Raw genomic sequence first — 20,215 nt, 5'->3', positions numbered from 1 at the left:
TGTGTGCGGCACCAGCGTTGACCCTGCTGCTGTGGCGGATTAAAATCCTAACAAATTACTCGGGTATTCCCCGCCCCCGTTCGCATGAAAAAGGATTCAACCATGTCAGCCTCGATTCACGATGTGATCCAGCAACAAGTTTCCGAAAACCCGGTGGTGCTCTACATGAAAGGCTCGGCCCAGTTTCCGCAGTGCGGGTTTTCCGGCCGCGCCGTGCAGATTCTCAAGGCCTGCAATGTGGACAAGATCATGACTGTTGATGTGCTTCAGGATGCCGCCATCCGCCAGGGCATCAAGGAATTCTCCAACTGGCCCACCATTCCGCAGCTGTACGTCAAAGGTGAATTCATCGGCGGTTCCGACATCATGAGCCAGATGTTTGAAAACGGCGAACTGCAAACCCTGCTCAACGACGTGCAGGGCTGAGCCACACAGCCGCTTCCTCCAGCGCCCCGCTTGCGGGACGTTGTTGTGTCGTCAGCCAGGAGAACACCAATGACGCTCTACCACGGCATCCACCGGATGGTCTGGCTTGGCGTGCTCTGGGCGGGCAGCGTTCTGGCCGCGCCGACGATGCCGGATCCCCGCCCGGTGGTCCGGCTGGCCTCCAGCGACTGGGCCCCCTTTTCCGCCGCCAGCTTGCCCGAGCAAGGCAGCAGCACCGCCATCCTGCGCCAGATGCTGGCGCAGGCCGGGTATCGGCTGGAAGTGGTCTGGCTGCCGTGGGCGCGCACCATTCGCGATGGCATTGGCCATCGTCCCGGTCTGGATGGCTATTTTCCAGAATACCAGACCCACGACACCGAACGCCGCTGCAAGCTCAGCGCCCCGATTGGCAGCAGCGTGCTTGGCCTGGCCTATCTGCCGGGGCGGGTGATTGACTGGGAAACGATCAGCGACCTGAGTCGCTACCGGGTGGGCGTGGTCAGCGGCTATGCCAACAGCGATGCATTTGACGCGGCAGTGGCCAGTGGCCAGTTGCCGGTGGATGTGGCCAGCAGCGATATCAGCAATCTGCGCAAGCTGGTACAGCGGCGGATTGATGTGGCGGTGATTGACAATCAGGTGATGTATTACCTGCTGGAACGTTCACCGCTGCGCAATGAAGCGCTTGCCCTGGAATTTCATGCCCGCTGGCTGGCCGAGCACCCCTTGCGCGTGTGCTTTCGCCACGATGCCCGACTACAGCCAGTGCTGGACGCGCTGGCGCGGCACGCACCGAGCTTGCCCACACTGCGCCAGCGTCAGCGCAGCTACCTCAAGCAGCTGGCGGCACCCCCCGGCTGATGTGTCGGGCCAATTGCGACGGCAACGCGCAGCCCCGTGGCGCTATACCTTGGCCCCACGCTGGCGCATGGCCAGCAAAATCATCGCGGCGGTAATGGCATCATTCAGCGCATCGTGGCGAGCCAGGGTGGGAATCGCCAGTTCGTCCAGCATGGGCTGCAGGCGCAGATCGACGTAGCCATCCGGGTTTTGCTTGAGCTTCCAGTCGTAGTATAGGCCGGATACTTCAGTCTGCGCCTGCGGCAGGCCAATGCCGATCAGCCCCTTCACGTACTTGTTCAGCACGCCGACATCGTATTCCAGGTAATAGCCCACCAGCGGGCGACCACCAATAAAGTCGAGCAGCGCCTTGACTGCCACCATCGGCGGCACACCATTGGACACATCAATCGGACGCAAGCCATGCACGGCCACGCTGGCCCCAATCGGTAGGCGTTCCGGTTTGACCAGCATGTAAAACGACTCACTGGTCAGCACCCGGTTGCCGCGAATGCGCACTGCGCCAATCGACAGCAGTTCGGCTTCACGGATATTCAGGCTGGTGGTTTCGCAATCCACGCTGACCATTTCATCCGGATGCCCGTCAAACAGATGGGCATAGGCAGGGTTGGACAGGCGCTTGCGCGCCCAAGTGGTTTTCAGCGCAGCAAACATGTCAGAACCCGGTCATCTTGAAGTGGTGGCGAATGGTGGTTTTAAAGCGCTTGACCACGGCCAGTGCGTCTTTCAGCAGGTCGCGCTCCAGGGTGGACAGGCGATCCGGCTCAATCAGGTTGGACGGAGCCTTGCCGTCAGCCAGCATGCTCAGGCCGGCTTTCAGGCGCATTTCCAGCAAAAAGCCCAGCGCTTCGGCAGTGTCATGGCCCAGCTGGGCCTCCAGATGCCCCTGTTCGACCAGGGTTTTGATCCGCTCCAGGGTATTGCTGGCTTCCAGCTGGTATTCCAGCGCCATGGCGCGGATGCCGTGGACAATCGGGAAGATCCCGCCTTTTTTCAGGTCCAGCGTGGACACCCCGCCCTGCGACTTGGTCAGCAACTGCGAGAACAGCCCCAGCGGGGTGTCAAACTGCTCGATGGCGCGGGCAAAGCGCAGATAAAAACCGGCATCGTCAGACATGATCGAACGCAGATAGCGCTTGGCCTGATGCAGCAGCTCGGCATCGCCCGCCACCGACTCGGCATCAACAAAAATGGCCAGATTCATCTGCGCATCCGCGTCCGGCAGGTACACCCAGCGATACAGCTGGTCGTGGAAATCCGCCTGCGGTTTGCGCCACAGTGCATTATTGACCATGATCTGGCCAGGGCAGGGCGGATAACCAAACTCGATCAGCGTGGCCGAAAAGCGCGCGCAGGCGTCTTCCAGGTAGGGATGGCTGAAACCATCGCGGACAATCAGCGCATTGTCCTGGTCGGTCTTGATGATCTGCTCGCCACGGCCTTCGCTGCCCATCACAATCAGACAGCTGTTATCGACCAGCTCTTCCGGTGCAATCAGCCGCCAGGCGCGAGCAAACAGCTGGGCATTCAGCGTTTGCACCAGCCGCGCCAGCTGCGGCGCCTTCACCCCATGGCTGGACAATACCGCCACCAGCCGGTCAATCTGCCCGGCCACACTCTTGAGTGTATCCAGCGATTCGGCCAGCTCGATCTGCTGGGCAATCAGGTGCGAGTGGTTGGAGAAGTAGGACAGCAGGTCAATCTGTTCCAGCACACCGGTGGGCTGGCCGTTTTCGGTCACCACCACACGCTGGATGTGATGGCGGGTCATGGTCAGCAGGGCGTTGAACAGGTAATCGCCGGCATCCGTGGTCACCAGATTGAAATGTGCAGTGTCGCCCAGCGCCGTACTGGCCGGGGTATTGGTCAGGATGATGTCGCGGAAATCACTGGCGGTAAAAATGCCAATGCGCTCGCCATCGCGCACCAGAATGGATTTGGCCCGCTGCTGCTTCATCGTCCGGGCAGCGTCCAGTACGGTTTGCGCACTGTCGAGAAACACCGGGGTTTTCACGCAGGCTTCGCGCACGGTGGCGGTCAGCAGGGTTTGCAGCTCGCGGTTGCCAGAACGCTGGGCCATGGCGGAAAACTTTTCCGACACGCTCTGGAAGAAAAATGCGCCAAATACCGGGTTGGATTCAATCAGCGCCATCACCGCTTCTTTGGGCAGGACAAACACCAGCGCTTCTTCGTGTACTTCAAAGCGGTGAACCGAGTTGCCAGCAATCAGCGCACGGGCATCAAAGGTGTCGTTGGCGTGGTACACCGCGATGATTTCGTCTTCGGCCACTTCGCGCACGATGCCCTTGATCACCATGAACAGGCTATCCACCGCCTGGCCTGGGCCAAGAATCACTTCTTCGTTGGGATAGAACACGATATCAACCGCTTTTTCCACCTGTTCGCGCTCGGCGGCGGTCAGGACATCGAAAGGGGGGTGCAGGAAATCAAAGCGGCTCATGCGGTGGTTCTCCGGCGAAATTCAGCAAACCACCATGATAACGCTTATGTCATGGCTTGCACATGCCAGCAGTAGGGTTATCCTGACAAAAAGCGGATTTTGTGCGATGCAACAGAGGTTTTTGCTGATTTTTACTGAAATTCTGGTTAATACCACCAGTTTTTGTCATTGTCATTAGTGCAGTGCATCGTCCGGTGGCGGCATGGGCCGGTAGACCACCTTCAGGGTCAGCCAGGCAAAAACCCGCCGCCTTGCCCTATGTCTCACCGCAGGGCAAGGCGGCATTCGGCGTGGGCGTTACAGCTTGAAGTGCGACACAATCTCGCGCAGGCTGGCCGCCAGGGTCTGCGCCTGGCGGGTGGCGTTGGCGCTGTGCTGAATGGCGGCGTCGTTGTCGGCAGCCATGCTGCTGATCCGCTCGGCATTGCGGGCAATGTCGGTGCTGGCCAGCGACTGCTCGGCAGTGGCGTCAGCAATTTCGTGGATTTTTTCAATCAGCTGGGTGTTATTGTCCTGAATGGCGGCAATCGCCTGCGCTGCCTGCTGGGCCAGCTCGACGCCCTGATCCACCTGGCTGAGCGCGGCGGTCATGCCACCTGCTGCTGCACGGGTGTCGTGCTGGATGGCGGTAATCATCCCGGCAATTTCCACGGTTGCCTGGCCAGTGCGCTCAGCCAGCTTGCGCACCTCGTCGGCCACCACGGCAAAGCCCCGGCCCTGCTCGCCAGCGCGGGCGGCTTCAATCGCCGCGTTCAGTGCCAGCAGGTTGGTCTGGTCGGCCACGTCGCGGATGACATTGACAATCGCGCTGATCTGTCCGGAACGGCCTTCCAGCGCGGCCAGGTTGTCATTCAGCTGGCGCACCGCGCCGGCAATCTGGCCAATTTCGCTGGATGAGCGGTTAACCACGGTAGCCGAATCGCGGGTCAGGCTGCCGGTGCGGTTGACCACACTTTCTGCATCGCGGGTGCTGTTGGCGATATGGTTGATGCTGGTGGTCACCTGCTCGATGGTGGCGGCGGTAGCACTAGCGGCTTCGGACTGACGCTGCGAGCCTTCGGCCACCTGGGTGGATACCTGGCTGAGTTCGTCCACATGGCGGGCCAGGGCTTCGGCGTGCTGTTTCACCCCGCTGAACATCTCGTGCAGCTGACTGACAAACGCATTGAATGCCAGGGCCACCTTGCCGATTTCATCGTTGCCCGACACCCGCATGCGCCGGGTCAGGTCACCCGAGCCGCTGGCCAGATAGCTCATTGCCCGCGACAACTCGTTCAAGGGGCGAATCAGACGGGCCAGCACCATGAACAGGATGACGCCCAACCCGAGCAGGCAGGCCAGACCGATCCACAGCGACTGATTACGTGTGGCATTGGCCTGTTCCATCACCTTGTCCATCGGAATGCTTACCGCCACCGCCCACGGCGTGCCCGACTGACCAATGTGGATTGGCATCAGAAAGTGCATCCAGTTGCCGGCAGCCTGATAGTGAAACACCTTGCCGGCCTTGATCGCCGCCAGTGCTTCCGGCGACAGGTCAGCCGCTGCCTTGCCCAGCTTGCCCGTGTCTGGATGGGCAATATACACGCCGCCGTTGGACAGCACGCTCAGATAGCCCTCATCAAACGGCTTGACCTTGCCCAGCTCGTTTTGCACGCTGGCCAGCGGCACATCCACCCCAGCCGCACCGATAAAGCGGCCATTGCTGTCCTTGATGGGGGCCACAAACGAGGACAAAAGCATTTTCTGCCCGGCCACATCGTATTCATAGGGCTCGGTGATGGTGTCCATGCCACGTTGCTTGGGCACCAGATAGTAGTCGCCATCGCCAGGGCGGTCGTATTCCAGCACCTCGCCCTTGCCGCCACCGGGAATTTCCTGGCCGATACTGCCATCTGGCTTGCGGGTAAAGTAAGGCACATAGCGACCGCTGCGGTCATGGTGCGGCGTGTTGGCAAATTCGGCATCGCGCCCATCCAGCGCATTGGGTTCGAATAAAACCCAGATATTGATGAAGCCGGTGTTGGCCATCAGCACCCGGCGTTGCAGCGCATCCAGCGTGGGGCGAGACGGCATGCCTCCCTGGCGCAAGCCTTCAAAGGTTTGCGCCAGTTGGGCGGCGGCTTTCATCGATTCATTCAGGGTTTTTTCGGTTTGTTCCGCATAGCGGGCGGCCATTTGTTCTGCCAGCGCTTCGCCCTGGCGACGGGCATCCTGACTGTTGGCCATATTGACAAAGCCCAGGGTGACCGCAAACCCCAGAAACACAGTCACCAGAACCGCCAACAGGATTTTCTGCCGGAAACTCAAGGATTTCAGCATGTTAAAACTCTCCCGAAAATAATGTGCTGCATGGTTTCGGCCATGTTCCGGAAGCGGGCGCATCCCGCCTCTGTCATAGCCTTTGTTATGCTGAAATAACGCATTCAGGGTCATGCCCTAATGGGTGGAGATGAAGACAAATGCACGGGGGGAATACGTTTTGCCTTCATTTTCCTATCGACATGATAGCGGGACTTCATCAGTGAACTGCCCGATATTTTATGAAAGGCTGTTCAATAAGTTCAACGTTTGTTTCAATCATATAAACAAGAACACGTTTTATTTTCATATACCCAGTTTTTCCATTTGCCAGGCCTGCTCTGCCCAGGCTTGGCGCTTCGTGCCAAACAGCCAGCCTGGCGGGATTGGCCTGTGTTCCTGGTGCGGCTGGCCGTCATCTTCTTGCAATGCAACATTTGTCGCGCCGTCATGTGCATTGCGACAGACTTCCTGCTATCGTGAGCCGATCAAAACTGCCAATAGATGTTGTGTCCGCCGATGAGCACGCCAGAATTTGTTCAGTGGTTTCGCGAAGCCGCGCCGTATATCCATGCCTTTCGGGGCCGAACCTTTGTCATTGCCTTTGGCGGCGAAGTCATCAGCCAGGGCAAGTTTGCCGGGCTGAGCTACGACCTCAACCTGCTGGTCAGCATGGGCGTGCGCATTGTGCTGGTGCACGGCGCCCGCCCCCAGATTGATGCCCTGCTGGCCGTGCAGGGCCTGACCCCACGCTTTCATGGCAGCATCCGCATTACCGACCCCGACACCCTGGAAGTTGTCAAACAGGCGGTTGGCGTCACCCGTGCCGATATCGAGGCCGGGCTGTCAATGGCGCTGCCCAACTCGCCGATGGCCGGGGCCAATTTGCGCGTGGCCGCTGGCAACTATCTGGTGGCGCGACCCCTGGGCGTGCGCGACGGGGTGGACATGCTGTACACCGGGCAAATCCGCAAGATTGACACCCCGGCGCTGCATGCCCGGCTGGACGCCGGCGAACTGGTGATGCTGTCCACGCTGGGCTATTCTCCCAGTGGCGAGATTTTCAACCTCACCCTGGAAGAAGTGGCCAGCGCCACCGCGATTGCGCTGAAAGCCGAAAAACTGATTTTTCTGACCGACACCCCCGGCATCATGGATACGCGCGGCGAACTGTTGCGCCAGCTGACCGCCAATGAAGCCGAGGCGTTTCTGGCCGAACAGCCCGCCCACAGCGGCGGCGATGTGGCGATTTACCTGCCTTATGCCATCCGCGCCACCCGCCAGGGGGTCAAGCGTGCGCATTTGATCAGCCACCGTACCGAAGGTGCGCTGCTGACCGAGCTGTTCACCCACGACGGCATTGGCTCAATGATCTCCCCGCAACCGCTGGTGCGTCTGCGCGAAGCCAGTATCGATGATATTGGTGACATTTTGTCGTTGATCGAGCCGCTGGAGCGGCTGGGCACCCTGGTCAAGCGCGGGCGTGAACAGCTGGAAATGGAAATCCAGAAGTTCTCCCTGCTTGAGCACGATGGTCGAATTATTGCTTGTGTGGCGATGAACCTGTTTGCCGAGGTCAGCATGGCCGAACTGGCCTGTCTGGCAGTGGATCCGGAATGGGCGGGCGAAGGCTATGGCGAAACCCTGCTGCGCCATGTGGAAACCCTGGCGCGCGCCAGCGGGGTGGCACGGCTGTTTGTGCTGACCACCCAGACCGCCCACTGGTTTGTCGAACGCGGCTTTGTGCCAGGGGATATCACTGAGTTGCCACAGGCAAAACAGCAGATTTATAACTTTCAGCGACGTTCCAAGGTTTTTTTCAAGAAGCTGTAGACGGATTTTGCCAGAAGTGCGGATAATGAAGCCGCAATAAATAACTTAAAACGATAACCATATAGCTAAAGGTGCGCATGGCCTGTTCATGCCGCACCAACAGCGCAGGGAGGCTGCAGAATGCACACGGGCGCATTGAACATTCCTGGCCCGGCCACCATGGCAAGTTACGTCCGCCATGGCCTTGCCATGCTGCCATGCAGCATGGCCGTCCTGCGTTAAGCTGACGGATTGCGCGCATGCTGCTTCGCACCCACTCCCTGCGTTTTCGCCTGATTGGCCTGGGCCTGCTGATCAACCTGATGATTGTCGGGCTGATCTCGGCAGTCACCCTGTATTCCCTGCACGATATTGCCCGCCGCGACCTGGCCACCCAGCTGGCCACGCTCGACCGGCTGGTCAGCGCCACCTTGCTGGAACCGGTGTCCAGTCAAGACCTCAATACCCTGTACGGACAAGTGGAACGCTTTACCCGCTACGACAATATTGTCTATCTGGCGGTGCGCTCGCCGCAGGGTGAGATGCTGGCCAGCAGTGCCTGGAATGCCCGCCACGCCCCGCCGCCGCCCGACCAATTGGCCTCATTCATGCTGTTTGGCCGCAATGACCAGGTGTTTCACCACCGGCTGACGCTGCAATACGGCAGCCAGCCAGTGGGCGAAGTGCTATACGGCCTGTCGGTGGCCGACGCGCGCGATGCACTGTCGCGGGCGCTGGGCTGGTGTGCGCTGATTGGCCTGTTCAGCGTGTTTTCGCTGCTTGGCTTGCAGTGGCTGCTGGGTGCCTGGCTACTGCGCCCGCTGCGCCGGCTGGGCCGCGCCGCACAGGCGATTGCCGATGGCCAGTACGATGTACAGGTTCCGGAAGCACGCCACGATGAAATTGGCCAGCTGGCCCGCCATTTCAGCCATATGCGCGACGCGCTGCGCCAGCAGATTGGCGAAATCCAGTCGCAAAAGAACATGCTGCACGCGATTGCCGACTACGCCTACGCCTGGGAATTATGGATCAACCCGGACAACAAGCTGTTCTGGACCAATAGCGCGTCGGAACGCATCATCGGTTATACCCGTGAAGAATGCATGGCCCAGGTCTCGGTGCTGGAAACCATTGTCCACACCGACGACCGCCAGCGCCTGCGCCGCGCCCTGGCCCACGCCATTGAGGCGCGCACCTCGGGCCAGGGCTTTGAATTTCGCGCCCGCCACCAAAGCGGCCACTGGCTGTGGCTAATGGCCAACTGGCACCCGATTTATGGCGCGCTCGATGTTTATCAGGGCTGCCGGCTGAGTGTGATGGACTGCACCCAGATCAAGAACGACCAATTGGCACTGAACAAGGCATTTGCCGAACTGCAGGCGCTGCAGCAGCAGAACGAAGCCCATCTGCGCGAGGTGGAACGCGAACGTGCCCGGCTGACCGCGCTGTTTTCCTCGCTGTCAATCGGCATGGTGCTGACCGACCACCAGCACCGCATTGCCTACGCCAACCCGATGTTTGCCCGCATGCTCAGCCTGTCGTCGGTGGACCAACTGATTGGCGAAGACCTCAGCAGCCTGGTGCCGGCGATGTTTGCCCCACACGACGCCAGCGAGGAAGAAGCCCCGCGCAACGAGCTGCGCCTGGACGATAAGCGGGTGCTGGCCTTCCAGCATGTGGAAGTCAACGATAACGAACATGGCAGCCTGTGGATTTTTGAGGATGTCACCGCCGAACGCGCCACCGCCGAACAGCTCATCTTCCTGGCCGAGCGCGACACCCTCACCGGCATTTACAACCGCCGCCGCTTTGATACCGAGCTGGAGCGCATGGTCAAACGCGCCGACCGGCGCGAGCAGCCGATGGCGCTGGTGATTTTTGACCTGAACGACTTCAAGATCATCAACGACAGCCACGGTCACGCCGCCGGCGACCAAGTGCTGATCGACATTGGCCGGGTGGTGAATAAAACCGTGCGGCAAAACGAAGTATTCTGCCGGCTGGGGGGGGATGAATTTGCCGTGCTGCTGCCGGAAGCCAGCGCCTACGACGCCACCATGCTGTCACGCCGGGTGGTGCAGCAAATCACCGGGCTCGACTTTGAATTTGACGGCGTCAAGCGCCGGGTCAGCGCCAGTCTGGGCATTGCCGTCTATCCTTCGCACGCCAAGGACGCCGACACGCTGGTCGCCGCTGCCGACGCCGCCATGTATCAGGCCAAGAAACAGGACAAACGCGGCTGCTGGGTGGTGTTTGACAGCAGCATGAAACTGGACGCCAGCCACCTGCTGCACGCCCACACCTATCCGGAAGAACCGCAGCGCCTGGAGCCCACCGTGTTTGCCGACACTGGCCACGACGACGCCCAGCCGTCGATGATCGACGAGTTGTTCGGCTGAGGGCCATCCCCGGAAAGCGTCCGGAGGACAGGGCCATCAGGCGGCTTGCTACACCGGGCCAGCCGGTGCCCATGGTGCCGCCGGTTCACCCTCCACCTGGGTATACAGCTGATACACCTTGTGTTCAGCCTGACCCTCCGCCTCGCTGACGCTTTCCACATGACGCAGCTGCACGCTGAACGCCAGGGTGAACAGCGTGCCGATTTCCTCGGCGGCCTCTGCCGTTTGTTCGGCGCTTTCGCCTTCTTCGGCATCTTCCACCGTCAGCAGCAGCACCGGACACGCCGCAGGCAGCAGGCGGCGCAACTGCAGCACGTAAGCACTGCGCAGATCTTCCGGCAGGGCAGTCAGCGCGGCGCGGTCGTACACGGCATCAATCGGCCCAAGCAGCTCGCGGCTCAAGGCAAAATAATCGCCGCACCACAGCTGGAACGGGCCGCTTTCCCATACGGTAAAGTCGCCCACCACATGCCGGCGCGGCTTGAGCTGAAGCGTGCGAAAGAATGCCCGGATGGCCAGATGGCTAAGCTCCACCCCCACCACCTGATGGCCTTGCGCCGCCAGCCAGCCCATGTCGAGGCTTTTGCCGCACAACGGCACCAGCACGCGCGCGCCAGCCGCCAGCGTAGGCCAGAAGCGCATCAGCAGCGGGTTGGGGACAGCTTGATGAAAATCGATATGCCGGTCACGCCAGCATTGTTGCCATAGCGCATGGTCGCGGCTGGTGGCCGGCGGGGGCCGGGAAACAGACATGAGCAGTCTCGCAGTCAGGGGCGAAGGTGTCTGAATCCGGTCGGGCAACTCAGGGCGGAGCAGGAAGGATGGTGCACTGCATGATGGCACCGTAACACAGTCTTTTCGGGTTGGCGAAAGCTTTTTCGGCCTGTGCTGCGCAAAAAAACCGCCTGCCGGCCACATCCCGATGCGCCTTTTTATGGCTGGCTTCGTCCCTGTGTCATCCTCCGCTTCAGGCAGCAGCACCCCATGAGCGCGTGACCCCTGTGGGCTTGCCATGGAGCAGGGCCGCCCAGTGCCGACCAGGTTAAACCCCCCGTGTCAGCCGGCCCGCTTACTCGCGGTCAATGCGCAGCCGATAGCGGAAACGATCGCCCCGGTAATGAATCCAGTCCAGCTCCAGCGGCTGGCCGTCGCGGGTGTAGGTCATCCGCTCCAGATGGATCAGCGGCGCGCCTTCGGCCACCTCCAGCCGGGTAGCAAGCTCGGCACTGGCGGCAACGGCGTCGATGCTCAGCTCGGCATAGCCCAGGGCGATGCCGTAATCCTGTTCATAGATGGCAAAGATATCGCGCCCGGCCAGGTCTGCCTGCGCCAGCCGCCGGCCCAGCTCCACCGGCACATAGGTGAGGTCCACCGACACTGGCACGCCGTCCAGGTGGCGCACGCGGCGGATTTCAGTGACTGGTGCGCCTTCGGCCAGCGCCAGCCAGCGGGCCACAGTGGCGCTGGCAGGACGTTCGACCAGCGATTCCACCCGGTTATACGCCTGATACCCCTGGCTGTGCATCGCTTCGGCAAAGCCTTGCAGCCGCGCCAGCGCCTGGGCGGGTTTGGGCGGAGCGACAAAGCTGCCCTTGCCGGCTACTGTGCTGAGCAGGCCTTCTTGTGCCAGCACACCCAGTGCGTGGCGCACGGTGATGCGGCTGACGCCAAACTGGCTCATCAGCGCCTTTTCCGAGGGCAGGCGCGCGTATGGCAGGTAGCGGCCAGCAAGAATTTCGCCGCGTAGCCAGTCGCGGATCTGGCCGTGTAGCGGCTGGCTGAGGTCTAGTCGGGAGGTCATTGGGTAGGCGATGTCCGGATCAGCAAAGGGTGTGGCCAGTATACCCGCGTCGGGCGATCAACTGGTCATGACAGGTTATAACTTTATCTGCAAAGCTTTGCAGCTTTCCTCATTTCTGCCAGCGGGTGGGCGCGGCCTAGAATCCTTGCCATCCCCTGACGCAACTGTCGGCCCCGCCGGCGGCTGTCCACCTGTAATGAGGAATGCGCGATGAGTCTTGATATTTTCTGGTTCCTGCCCACCTCGGGCGATACCCGTTACTTGGGCAAGGCCGATGCCGCCCGCCCGGCCACCAATGCCTACCTGCGCCAGATTGCCGTGGCGGTGGACCAGCTTGGCTACGATGGCATTTTGATTCCCACCGGCAGCGGCTGCCTCGATCCCTGGGTGACCGCCTCTACCGTGGCGACTGTCACCCAGCGCATCAAGCTCTTGGTGGCGCTGCGCACCGCGCTGACCCAGCCTACCGCCGCCGCCCGTCAGGCCGCCACGCTGGACCAGGTGAGCAATGGCCGTCTGCTGGTCAATGTGGTGGCCGGCGGCGACGCGGTCGAACTGGCCGGCGACGGGATTTTTCTTGACCATGATGCCCGCTACGATGAAGCCAGCGAATTCCTGACCATCTGGCGTGAGCTGCTGGCGGGCAAAACCGTCAACTTTACCGGCCAGCATCACACCGTGCGTGACGCGCGCAACTTCTTCCCACCAGTGCAAACCCCGCATCCGGGGATTTACTTTGGCGGCTCGTCGCCTGCCGCGCACGAGCTGGCTGCCGAGCATGTTGACGCCTATCTGACTTGGGGCGAACCCCCAGCCGCCGTGGCGGAAAAAATTGCCGACGTGCGCGCCCGCGCCGCCAAATATGGCCGCACCGTGCGCTTTGGCGTGCGCCTGCATGTGATTGTGCGCGAAACCAGCGAAGCCGCCTGGGCCGCCGCCGAAGCGCTGATTGAACATATCGACGACGACACCATTGCCAAGGTGCAGGCGCGCTACGCGCAGATGGATTCGGAAGGGCAGCGGCGCATGACGGCCCTGCACAAGGGTCGGCGCGACCAGCTGGAAGTCAGCCCCAATCTGTGGGCCGGGGTGGGTCTGGTGCGTGGCGGTGCCGGCACTGCGCTGGTGGGTGACCCGCACACCGTGGCGGCGCGGCTGAAGGAATACGCCGACCTGGGCGTGGACAGCTTTGTGTTGTCCGGCTACCCGCATCTGGAAGAAGCCTACCGCTTTGCCGAACTGGTGTTTCCGCTGCTGCCGGGCAAGGCCGAGCTGCGCCCGCAGGGCAAGATTGTCACCGGTGGGCCATTTGACGCCAGCACCCTGGCGGATGCCCCGGCGGTGGAACAGGAGGCAGCATGAACGTGATCGACATGCGCTGCCGGCCAGCCTATCTGCACGACTTTTTTGGTGCCACCTCAGGCACCGCCGCCTACGCCACCGCGCGCTGGCTGAACCGTCGGGTGGGTTCGCAGCATGACGAGCATTTCACCCCGTCGCTGACCCAGGAAGGGTTTTTGCAGGAAATCCACCAGGCCGGGCTGACCCGCGCCGTGGTGGTCGGTCGCCACACCCCCGGCCAGCATCTGCCCAACGACCAGATTCACCAGATTGTTGCCGGTCACGACGTGCTGCTTGGCGTGGGCGCGGTGGACCCGATTGTCCAGGGCGTGCAGCCGGCGCTGGACGAGCTGGAGCGGGCGGTCAACACCCTGGGCCTGATCGGTATCGACGTGGAGCCTGGTTTTGGCCAGCCCGCCCGCCACGCCGACGACCGTGCCTATTACCCGGTGTACGAAGCCTGCGCGGCGCTGGGTGTGCCGGTGTTCATCATGTCCGGTCCGACCACCCCCGACCCCAGCTACAACGACCCGGCAGCAATTGGCCGGCTGGCGCAGGCTTTTCCGCAGCTGCCGATTGTCTGCTACCACGGTTTTTATCCCAATGTTGCCGGCATTGTCGGCGTGGCCTTCCGCCATGAAAACGTGTATGTGGTGCCCGACATGTATCTGTTTGTGGCCGGTGCTCATGGCTATGTGGATGCCGCCAACGGCTTTATGCGTGACCAGCTGCTGTTTGGCTCGTCTTATCCGTTCCGCCCGATTGGCCAGTCGATTGACGATTTTCTGGCGCTGGGCTTCAAGGAAGACGTGATCGACCGCGTGCTGTACGGCAACGCCGCCCGCTTGCTGGGCCTGGACGCCGCCACCCCATCGAACCGCTAACAACCCCCTAACGCATGGCCTGTCCCGGCGCACGCCGGGGCAGGCCTTACGGAGCTGAACCATGACTGCATTCACCCTTACCCGCCGCCGCCTGCTCGGCGCACTGACCACCCTGGCGCTCAGCCTGGCCTTGCCCGCGCCCAGTTGGGCCGCCGGCAGCGATACCCTGCGGATTGGCTATCAGAAATACGGCACGCTGGTGCTGCTCAAGGCCCAAGGCACGCTGGAAAAACGCCTGGCCCCGCTGGGTATTCAGGTGAAATGGGCCGAATTTCCCGGTGGCCCGCAACTGCTGGAAGCGCTGAACGTGGGCAGCGTTGACTTTGGCACCACCGGGGAAACCCCGCCGATTTTTGCCCAGGCCGCCGGCGCTGACCTGGTGTATGTGGCCCATGAGCCACCGGCCCCGAAAGGCGAAGGCATCATTGTGCACAAGGACTCGCCGATCAAATCGGTGCATGACCTGAAAGGCAAGCGGGTGGCACTGAACAAGGGCTCGAATGTGCACTACCTGCTGGTCAAGGCGCTGGAAAAGGCCGGCCTGAAGTATGAGGATGTGCAAACCGTCTTCCTGTCACCCTCCGACGCCCGCGCCGCATTCGAACGCGGCAGCGTTGACGCCTGGGTGATCTGGGACCCATTCTTTGCCGCCGCCGAACAACAGCTGGGTGCCCGCCTGGTGGCCGATGGCGTGGGCCATGTCAGCAATCACCAGTTTTATCTGGCTTCGCGCAGCTACGCCGACAATAACGCCAAAGTGGTGAAGGTGATCGTCGAAGAACTTGCCCGCCTGGATGGCTGGGCCAAACAGAACCTGAAGGAAGTGGCCAGTCAGCTGTCGTCACAAATTGGCCTGGACGCCAATATTGTCAAGATTGCCGCCGACCGGGGCACCTATGACGTGCGTCCGCTCGACGCCAAAGTGGTGGCCGAGCAACAACGGATTGCCGATACGTTTTACCAGCTCAAGCTGATTCCGAAAAAGCTGGTGGTAAAGGAGATTGTCTGGACGGGGCTGGGCGGGAAGTAAACCCCCCTGCTGCCCCGGACCATGCGTGCGGGCATGGTCCGGGGCAGCGCCTTATCCGGGCGGTTCCCCGCTGAAAAAAATTCAAGCGCAAGATCCAGAGTGCGCCTCCCGCCCATCCTGCTTACACTTCCAGTCATCTTCCTCACGCAGTCATCCCATCGTCATGTCCCAAGACACCGAACGCCTGGCCGAGGCCACCCGGCAAGACCCGCGCTGGGCGCAACTGCTGGCGCGCGACCCTGCTGCCGAGGGGCTGTTTTACTATGCGGTGACCAGCACCGGCGTGTACTGCCGCCCCACGTGTGGTGCGCGCACGCCGCGTCCTGAGCATGTCCGCTTTTTTCTGACTGGCGATGCCGCCAGGCTGGCAGGATTTCGGCCCTGCCGGCGCTGCAAGCCAGAGCAGCCGCCGCTGGCGGCGCAGCACGCCGAGCGGATTGCCGGTTTGTGCCGGCTGATGGAAGCCGCTGACACGCCGCCCAGCCTGGCCTGGCTGGCAGAACAGGCCGGGATGAGCCCACATTATCTGCATCGGGTGTTCAAGGCGGTGACCGGGGTGACACCCCATGCCTACGCCCAGGCGCTGCGGGCGGCGCGGGTGCGGGAGGCGCTGGGCCAGCACGCCAGGGTGAGCGATGCGCTGTATCAGGCCGGTTATCAGTCCAGCGGGCATTTTTACCAAACATCGACCCAACTGCTGGGCATGACCCCCAGCCACTACCAGGCTGGCGGCGTGGCCGAGCAGCTGCGTTTTGCTGTGGGGCAATGTTCGCTGGGGGCGATTCTGCTGGCTGCCAGTGCGCGTGGGGTGTGCGCCATCCTGCTGGGGGACGACCCCGACGCACTGGTGCGCAACCTGCAGGCGCGCTTTCCCAAGGCAACGCTGCTGGGCGGTGATGCCGGATTTGAACAGTGGATGGCGCAGGTGGTGGGGTGGGTTGACTGCCCCAAGGTGGGGCTGGATTTGCCGCTGGATATTCGTGGCACGGCGTTTCAGCAGCGGGTATGGCAGGCGCTACGGGAGATTCCGCCCGGCATGACCGCCAGTTACAGCGAGATTGCCCAGCGCATTGGCGCACCCAGCGCCGTGCGCGCCGTGGCGGGCGCGTGTGCAGCCAATGCGCTGGCGGTGGCGATTCCCTGTCATCGGGTGGTGCGCCACGATGGCAGCATCTCGGGTTATCGCTGGGGGGTGGAACGCAAGCGGGCATTGCTGGCGCGTGAGGCGCAACAGGACGAAAACGGCTGATCTGGCGTGCGTTACAGCCAGCGGCGCACCTGTTGCAGATAGTCGGCATAGGGGGCACCGAATCGGGCCAGCAGATAGCTTTCCTCGCGGCGAATCACCCCCTGCTGCATGGCCAGCAGCAGGGGCGGCAACAGCCACCAGGGCCAGGCGCTATTGGCCAGCACGGCCAGGCTGGCATACAGCCCGGTCATGGCCACATACACCGGGTTGCGCGACCAGGCAAATGGGCCATGCCGCACCAGGTGCTGGCTATCCTGGCGCGGATTGCCCGAGGTGCCGGCCCGACACCCAGCGCCAGACGCCCATTCAGCGGCATGCCCAGCGGCAGCGGCCAGAAGCATTGCAGGCCCATGGCCAGCGCCAGACAGCCCAGATACAGCCGTGGCGGCGGTGCCAGCAGGCTGGGTGGAGAAGGCAAGGGTTGGCTCATGTCAGGCTGGTTTCCTGCGTGTCCTCGATGGGGTCCGCAAGCTCGGCGCTGAGCAGAAACTGACCAAACGCATACATCGACTGAATCACCCCAGCCAGTTGCACGCCGCGTGGGGTCAGCCGGTATTCTGTGCCGGGCGGCACGCTGGGCAGCACCTGGCGCGAAATCAGCTCATGTGCCAGCAGCATATGCAGGCGGGCGCTCAGCACCTTGCTGCTGATGCCGGGCAATTGGCGCTGTAGCTCGGCAAAGCGCAAAGGGCCGGGCAGCAGCACGCCAATCAGCCGGGTTGTCCATTTGCCCTGAATCAGTTCGGCGGTAGCCTGAACCGGGCAGCGCTCGTCGCAAAAAGCCGTTTCCATGCGGTAAGTTCCTGAATAAAAAGTGCCTGCTTGTGGGCAGGGGTGTGGCTTGCTAGCATATGTGAAATTTATTCACATTAAAAGGGCAAGTTATGTTGGGTAGTGTGCTACGTTTGGTGGGAAGCATTCAACTGGTGTTGGGGCTGCTGTATTTGCTTGGGCCGGACTGGCTGCTGCAAGCCATGGGACACAGTGCCGTGGCGCAGGACATACATTATCCGCTTGGCATGCTGGCTGCGCGTTTTCTGGCGTATGGGGCCGGGCTGTGGGTGGTAGCCCGCCAGCCACAGGCGCACCGCTTCTGGATTGGCAACATGATTGTCATCCAGCTGATTGATCTGGCGGTAGGGCTGGCGTATACCGTCCAGGGCATTTTGCCGCTAAGCCTGTCTGGGTTTCCGATGGCCAATGCGCTGTGGATCAGCCTGGCACTGGGGGCCGGCCTGCACCAGCTGGCGGGGCAGCGGATCAAATCGGCCAACTGAGGCTTGTTTTTTTCCATGGCTCGCATGTAGTCTGGCAGTCTCTCCCGTCATGACGAAGGTATCGGCATGCTCACGCTCTATCTTGGCAACAAGAATTACTCTTCCTGGTCGTTGCGGCCCTGGCTGGCGCTGCGCCAGCTGGACATCCCGTTTCGCGAGGCCCGTATTCCGCTGTACCAGCCAGACAGCGCCAGCCGCCTGCTGGCGGTGTCACCATCGGGCAAGGTGCCGGCATTGAAGGACGGCGAACTGGTGGTGTGGGATTCGCTGGCGATTGGCGAATACCTGGCCGAACGCTTTCCCGAACACGGGCTGTGGCCCAGCAATGCCCGCCTGCGCGCCGAGGCGCGCTCGGTCAGCGCAGAAATGCACGCCGGGTTTGCCGCGCTGCGCAGCCAGATGCCAATGAATCTGCGCGCCAGCCTGCCCGGCTGCGGCCACACCCCGGAAGTACTGGCCGATATCGCCAGGATTCAGGCCATCTGGCAGGGCTTGCGTCAGCGCCACAGCCAGCACGGGGCCTTCCTGTTTGGGCCGTTCAGCTACGCCGATGCCATGTTTGCCCCGGTGGTGTGCCGCCTGCACACCTACGGCGTCGCGCTGGATGGCGTGGCGGCCTGCTATGCTGATACCATTCTGGCGCTGCCGGCCTTGCAGGCCTGGTATGCCGACGCGTGCGCCGAAAGCGAAGTGATTGCCCAGGCCGAACCTTATCGCCAGGGCTGATGCCCGATATCGAACAAAAGAAGAGAACACCACATGCTGATTCAACGTGACAACGCCACCCTGCTGGTGGTGGACATTCAGGAAAAACTGTTGCCGGCGGTGCTTGACCCGCAAGGTCTGGTCAACCGGGTGGGCTGGCTGCTGCAGGCCTCGGTCGATCTTGGCCTGCCGGTGGTGCTGTCTGAACAATACCCGTCCGGGCTGGGCCACACCGTCGAGGCGCTGGCCAGGCTGTGCCCGGATGCACCTGTGGTGGAAAAAAAACACTTTTCCTGCGTGGCTGCCCAGTGCCTGCCCGACAGCCTGATGGCGCGTCGCCAGGTGGTGCTGGTCGGGATGGAAGCGCATGTGTGCGTGCTGCAAACCGCGCTGGAGCTCAAGGCGGCCGGCAAGGAGGTATTTGTCGTCACCGACGGCATCAGCAGCCGCGCCCAGCACGATCTGGACACCGCGCTGCTGCGTTACCAGCAGGCCGGGGTGTGGCTGGTCAGCCGGGAAATGGTGCTGTTTGAGCTGCTGCGCAGCTCGGGCGACCCGATGTTCCGCCAGATGTCACAACGCTATCTGGTCAATAAGTAAACCGGAGACGTCGGCGCATGTCAGGGCGCCGACGTGGTTTGCACCTGACTGTTGCGCACAACCTTTGCGGCAAAGCGTGGCAAGATAGCGGCTTTATCTCTTTTGAACTGTTGCCATGAGCGGTCATTCTTCTACCGGCGCGATTGTCTACGCGCTGTTTGCCAATCTCTCCATTGCCATTGTCAAGAGCATTGCCGCCGCACTGACCCAGTCCAGCTCGATGCTGGCTGAGGCGATTCACAGCTTTGCCGATTGCGCCAACCAGGTGCTGCTGTTCTGGGGCATTCGCCAGTCGGCCAGAGCGCCCGACGCCGACCATCCGCTGGGTTACGGCAAGGCCAGTTATTTCTGGGGCTTCATTGTGGCGATGATGCTGTTTGGCCTGGGCGGGCTGTTTGCCCTGTACGAAGGCTGGCACACCCTGCAAAGCGGCCATGCGCCGGATTTGAGCGCGCGCGAAATGCATGTACTGGGCTGGTCGTTCAGCCTGCCGCTGCCGTATCTGATCATGGGGGTGCTGGCGTACAGCGTGCTGGCCGAAGCCATTTCACTGAGCAAGTGCGTCAAGGACATCCGTGCCATCGCCGGGGGCCGCTCGCTGTGGCAGTTTTACCGCGACAGCCGGCAAAGCGAGCTGATTGTGGTGCTGGCCGAAGACATTGCCGCGCTGGCCGGCCTGTTGGTGGCCTTTGTCTCGTTGCTGTTGTCGCTGGCTACCGGCAACCCGGTATTCGACGCGCTGGGTTCCATGGTGGTGGGCGGGATTCTGGTGCTGATTTCGCTGACGCTGATGCGGGAAATCTACGGCCTGATGATTGGCCAGTCGGCCGGAGCAGAGATTGAAGCCGAACTGAGCCGTTTTATCGAAGCGCGACCAGAAGTACGCCGTCTGTACCGGCTGATTACCCTGCAAATGGGCCCGTATGTGATGCTGGCATGCAAGGTTCATCCGCAGCAGGAACAGCAGGCCATCGAGCAGATCAACAGCCTGGAAGTGGCCATTCGCGCCCGCTTTCCTCAGGTAAAATGGTCGTTTGTTGAACCCGACAACCATGATTGACGGCCTGA

Annotated in this window: 20 protein-coding genes; 12 read left to right on the top strand and 8 right to left on the bottom strand. The window is 61.8% G+C overall.

Annotated features, from left to right (window positions below; all coding sequences use genetic code 11):
• Positions 1 to 102 precede the first annotated feature (102 nt).
• Positions 103 to 426, top strand: a complete 324-nt coding sequence (grxD, locus tag BXU06_RS04145) for a Grx4 family monothiol glutaredoxin (protein ID WP_077297101.1) — start codon at positions 103 to 105, stop codon at positions 424 to 426.
• A 69-nt stretch (positions 427 to 495) separates the two neighbouring features.
• Positions 496 to 1,287 carry an ABC transporter substrate-binding protein gene (locus BXU06_RS04140; protein WP_077297099.1) on the top strand — a complete coding sequence of 264 codons (792 nt, stop codon included), beginning with the start codon at positions 496 to 498 and terminating at the stop codon, positions 1,285 to 1,287.
• 42 nt (positions 1,288 to 1,329) lie between these two features.
• Here BXU06_RS04140 and BXU06_RS04135 read toward each other — a convergent pair whose 3' ends face one another.
• From BXU06_RS04135 to BXU06_RS04125, 3 genes are all read right to left on the bottom strand, one after another.
• Positions 1,330 to 1,941, bottom strand: coding sequence for a 3'-5' exonuclease (locus BXU06_RS04135; RefSeq protein ID WP_077297097.1), 612 nt, complete (start codon positions 1,939 to 1,941; stop codon positions 1,330 to 1,332).
• A 1-nt stretch (position 1,942) separates the two neighbouring features.
• Positions 1,943 to 3,748, bottom strand: a complete 1,806-nt coding sequence (locus BXU06_RS04130) for a putative nucleotidyltransferase substrate binding domain-containing protein (protein ID WP_077297095.1) — start codon at positions 3,746 to 3,748, stop codon at positions 1,943 to 1,945.
• 297 nt (positions 3,749 to 4,045) lie between these two features.
• Positions 4,046 to 6,070, bottom strand: coding sequence for a methyl-accepting chemotaxis protein (locus BXU06_RS04125; RefSeq protein WP_171982108.1), 2,025 nt, complete (start codon positions 6,068 to 6,070; stop codon positions 4,046 to 4,048).
• Between the two features lie 498 nt (positions 6,071 to 6,568).
• On the opposite strand from BXU06_RS04125, the gene argA reads away from it, so the two are divergent.
• On the top strand, positions 6,569 to 7,882 hold the full coding sequence (argA, locus tag BXU06_RS04120; protein WP_077297091.1) for an amino-acid N-acetyltransferase: 1,314 nt from the start codon (positions 6,569 to 6,571) through the stop codon (positions 7,880 to 7,882).
• Between the two features lie 239 nt (positions 7,883 to 8,121).
• On the top strand, positions 8,122 to 10,260 hold the full coding sequence (locus tag BXU06_RS04115) for a diguanylate cyclase domain-containing protein (RefSeq protein WP_077297089.1): 2,139 nt from the start codon (positions 8,122 to 8,124) through the stop codon (positions 10,258 to 10,260).
• Between the two features lie 48 nt (positions 10,261 to 10,308).
• Here BXU06_RS04115 and BXU06_RS04110 read toward each other — a convergent pair whose 3' ends face one another.
• Positions 10,309 to 11,013, bottom strand: a complete 705-nt coding sequence (locus BXU06_RS04110) for a thiopurine S-methyltransferase (RefSeq protein WP_077297087.1) — start codon at positions 11,011 to 11,013, stop codon at positions 10,309 to 10,311.
• Positions 11,014 to 11,329: 316 nt separating this feature from the next.
• Positions 11,330 to 12,061: a GntR family transcriptional regulator gene (locus BXU06_RS04105; RefSeq protein ID WP_077297085.1), complete on the bottom strand. Its 732-nt coding sequence runs from the start codon at positions 12,059 to 12,061 to the stop codon at positions 11,330 to 11,332.
• Between the two features lie 210 nt (positions 12,062 to 12,271).
• Here BXU06_RS04105 and ssuD point away from each other — a divergent pair, with 210 nt between their 5' ends.
• The 4 genes from ssuD (at position 12,272) to ada (ending at position 16,565) form a co-directional block, all read left to right on the top strand.
• Positions 12,272 to 13,423, top strand: a complete 1,152-nt coding sequence (gene ssuD, locus BXU06_RS04100; RefSeq protein WP_077297083.1) for an FMNH2-dependent alkanesulfonate monooxygenase — start codon at positions 12,272 to 12,274, stop codon at positions 13,421 to 13,423.
• Positions 13,420 to 14,286, top strand: a complete 867-nt coding sequence (locus BXU06_RS04095) for an amidohydrolase family protein (RefSeq protein ID WP_077297081.1) — start codon at positions 13,420 to 13,422, stop codon at positions 14,284 to 14,286. Before ssuD ends, BXU06_RS04095 begins: the two co-directional genes overlap by 4 nt.
• Positions 14,287 to 14,347: 61 nt before the next feature.
• A complete protein-coding gene (locus BXU06_RS04090) occupies positions 14,348 to 15,316 on the top strand; it encodes a sulfonate ABC transporter substrate-binding protein (RefSeq protein WP_077297079.1) in 969 nt (322 codons plus the stop codon).
• 163 nt (positions 15,317 to 15,479) lie between these two features.
• Positions 15,480 to 16,565: a bifunctional DNA-binding transcriptional regulator/O6-methylguanine-DNA methyltransferase Ada gene (gene ada, locus BXU06_RS04085; protein ID WP_077297077.1), complete on the top strand. Its 1,086-nt coding sequence runs from the start codon at positions 15,480 to 15,482 to the stop codon at positions 16,563 to 16,565.
• 11 nt (positions 16,566 to 16,576) lie between these two features.
• Here the strand turns inward: ada and BXU06_RS18020 are convergent, their stop codons facing one another.
• From BXU06_RS18020 to BXU06_RS04075, 3 genes are read right to left on the bottom strand one after another with little or no spacing between them, the layout of a single operon-like run.
• On the bottom strand, positions 16,577 to 16,768 hold the full coding sequence (locus tag BXU06_RS18020) for a hypothetical protein (protein ID WP_374754324.1): 192 nt from the start codon (positions 16,766 to 16,768) through the stop codon (positions 16,577 to 16,579).
• Positions 16,753 to 16,995 (bottom strand): hypothetical protein, encoded by a 243-nt coding sequence (locus BXU06_RS18015; protein WP_253189592.1) that lies wholly within the window; start codon positions 16,993 to 16,995, stop codon positions 16,753 to 16,755. Before BXU06_RS18015 ends, BXU06_RS18020 begins: the two co-directional genes overlap by 16 nt.
• Positions 16,992 to 17,357 (bottom strand): helix-turn-helix domain-containing protein, encoded by a 366-nt coding sequence (locus BXU06_RS04075; protein ID WP_077297075.1) that lies wholly within the window; start codon positions 17,355 to 17,357, stop codon positions 16,992 to 16,994. The genes BXU06_RS18015 and BXU06_RS04075 overlap by 4 nt, the downstream gene beginning before the upstream one ends.
• 116 nt (positions 17,358 to 17,473) lie before the next feature.
• Between BXU06_RS04075 and BXU06_RS04070 the strand changes: the two genes are divergently transcribed.
• The 4 genes from BXU06_RS04070 to BXU06_RS04055 all read left to right on the top strand — a co-directional run bounded on the left by BXU06_RS04070 (position 17,474) and on the right by BXU06_RS04055 (position 20,207).
• Positions 17,474 to 17,842 (top strand): hypothetical protein, encoded by a 369-nt coding sequence (locus BXU06_RS04070; protein ID WP_150125094.1) that lies wholly within the window; start codon positions 17,474 to 17,476, stop codon positions 17,840 to 17,842.
• 66 nt (positions 17,843 to 17,908) lie between these two features.
• A complete protein-coding gene (locus tag BXU06_RS04065; protein ID WP_077297072.1) occupies positions 17,909 to 18,568 on the top strand; it encodes a glutathione S-transferase family protein in 660 nt (219 codons plus the stop codon).
• A gap of 33 nt (positions 18,569 to 18,601) precedes the next feature.
• Positions 18,602 to 19,147: a hydrolase gene (locus BXU06_RS04060; RefSeq protein WP_077297070.1), complete on the top strand. Its 546-nt coding sequence runs from the start codon at positions 18,602 to 18,604 to the stop codon at positions 19,145 to 19,147.
• 115 nt (positions 19,148 to 19,262) lie between these two features.
• Positions 19,263 to 20,207, top strand: coding sequence for a cation diffusion facilitator family transporter (locus BXU06_RS04055; protein WP_077297068.1), 945 nt, complete (start codon positions 19,263 to 19,265; stop codon positions 20,205 to 20,207).
• Positions 20,208 to 20,215 lie beyond the last annotated feature (8 nt).

The organism is Aquaspirillum sp. LM1 (assembly GCF_002002905.1).
Lineage (GTDB): Bacteria > Pseudomonadota > Gammaproteobacteria > Burkholderiales > Aquaspirillaceae > Rivihabitans.
The sequence above is the reverse complement of the archived record's forward strand: the minus strand, read 5'-3'. Positions and strand labels throughout refer to the sequence as shown.

Bases quoted from the DNA above. Each gene is read 5' to 3' on its own strand.
- grxD (WP_077297101.1), top strand. From the start codon at position 103: ATGTCAGCCTCGATTCACGATGTGATCCAGCAACAAGTTTCCGAAAAC.
- BXU06_RS04140 (WP_077297099.1), top strand. From the start codon at position 496: ATGACGCTCTACCACGGCATCCACCGGATGGTCTGGCTTGGCGTGCTC.
- BXU06_RS04135 (WP_077297097.1), bottom strand. From the start codon at position 1,941: ATGTTTGCTGCGCTGAAAACCACTTGGGCGCGCAAGCGCCTGTCCAAC.
- BXU06_RS04130 (WP_077297095.1), bottom strand. From the start codon at position 3,748: ATGAGCCGCTTTGATTTCCTGCACCCCCCTTTCGATGTCCTGACCGCC.
- BXU06_RS04125 (WP_171982108.1), bottom strand. From the start codon at position 6,070: ATGCTGAAATCCTTGAGTTTCCGGCAGAAAATCCTGTTGGCGGTTCTG.
- argA (WP_077297091.1), top strand. From the start codon at position 6,569: ATGAGCACGCCAGAATTTGTTCAGTGGTTTCGCGAAGCCGCGCCGTAT.
- BXU06_RS04115 (WP_077297089.1), top strand. From the start codon at position 8,122: ATGCTGCTTCGCACCCACTCCCTGCGTTTTCGCCTGATTGGCCTGGGC.
- BXU06_RS04110 (WP_077297087.1), bottom strand. From the start codon at position 11,013: ATGTCTGTTTCCCGGCCCCCGCCGGCCACCAGCCGCGACCATGCGCTA.
- BXU06_RS04105 (WP_077297085.1), bottom strand. From the start codon at position 12,061: ATGACCTCCCGACTAGACCTCAGCCAGCCGCTACACGGCCAGATCCGC.
- ssuD (WP_077297083.1), top strand. From the start codon at position 12,272: ATGAGTCTTGATATTTTCTGGTTCCTGCCCACCTCGGGCGATACCCGT.
- BXU06_RS04095 (WP_077297081.1), top strand. From the start codon at position 13,420: ATGAACGTGATCGACATGCGCTGCCGGCCAGCCTATCTGCACGACTTT.
- BXU06_RS04090 (WP_077297079.1), top strand. From the start codon at position 14,348: ATGACTGCATTCACCCTTACCCGCCGCCGCCTGCTCGGCGCACTGACC.
- ada (WP_077297077.1), top strand. From the start codon at position 15,480: ATGTCCCAAGACACCGAACGCCTGGCCGAGGCCACCCGGCAAGACCCG.
- BXU06_RS18015 (WP_253189592.1), bottom strand. From the start codon at position 16,995: ATGAGCCAACCCTTGCCTTCTCCACCCAGCCTGCTGGCACCGCCGCCA.
- BXU06_RS04075 (WP_077297075.1), bottom strand. From the start codon at position 17,357: ATGGAAACGGCTTTTTGCGACGAGCGCTGCCCGGTTCAGGCTACCGCC.
- BXU06_RS04065 (WP_077297072.1), top strand. From the start codon at position 17,909: ATGCTCACGCTCTATCTTGGCAACAAGAATTACTCTTCCTGGTCGTTG.
- BXU06_RS04060 (WP_077297070.1), top strand. From the start codon at position 18,602: ATGCTGATTCAACGTGACAACGCCACCCTGCTGGTGGTGGACATTCAG.
- BXU06_RS04055 (WP_077297068.1), top strand. From the start codon at position 19,263: ATGAGCGGTCATTCTTCTACCGGCGCGATTGTCTACGCGCTGTTTGCC.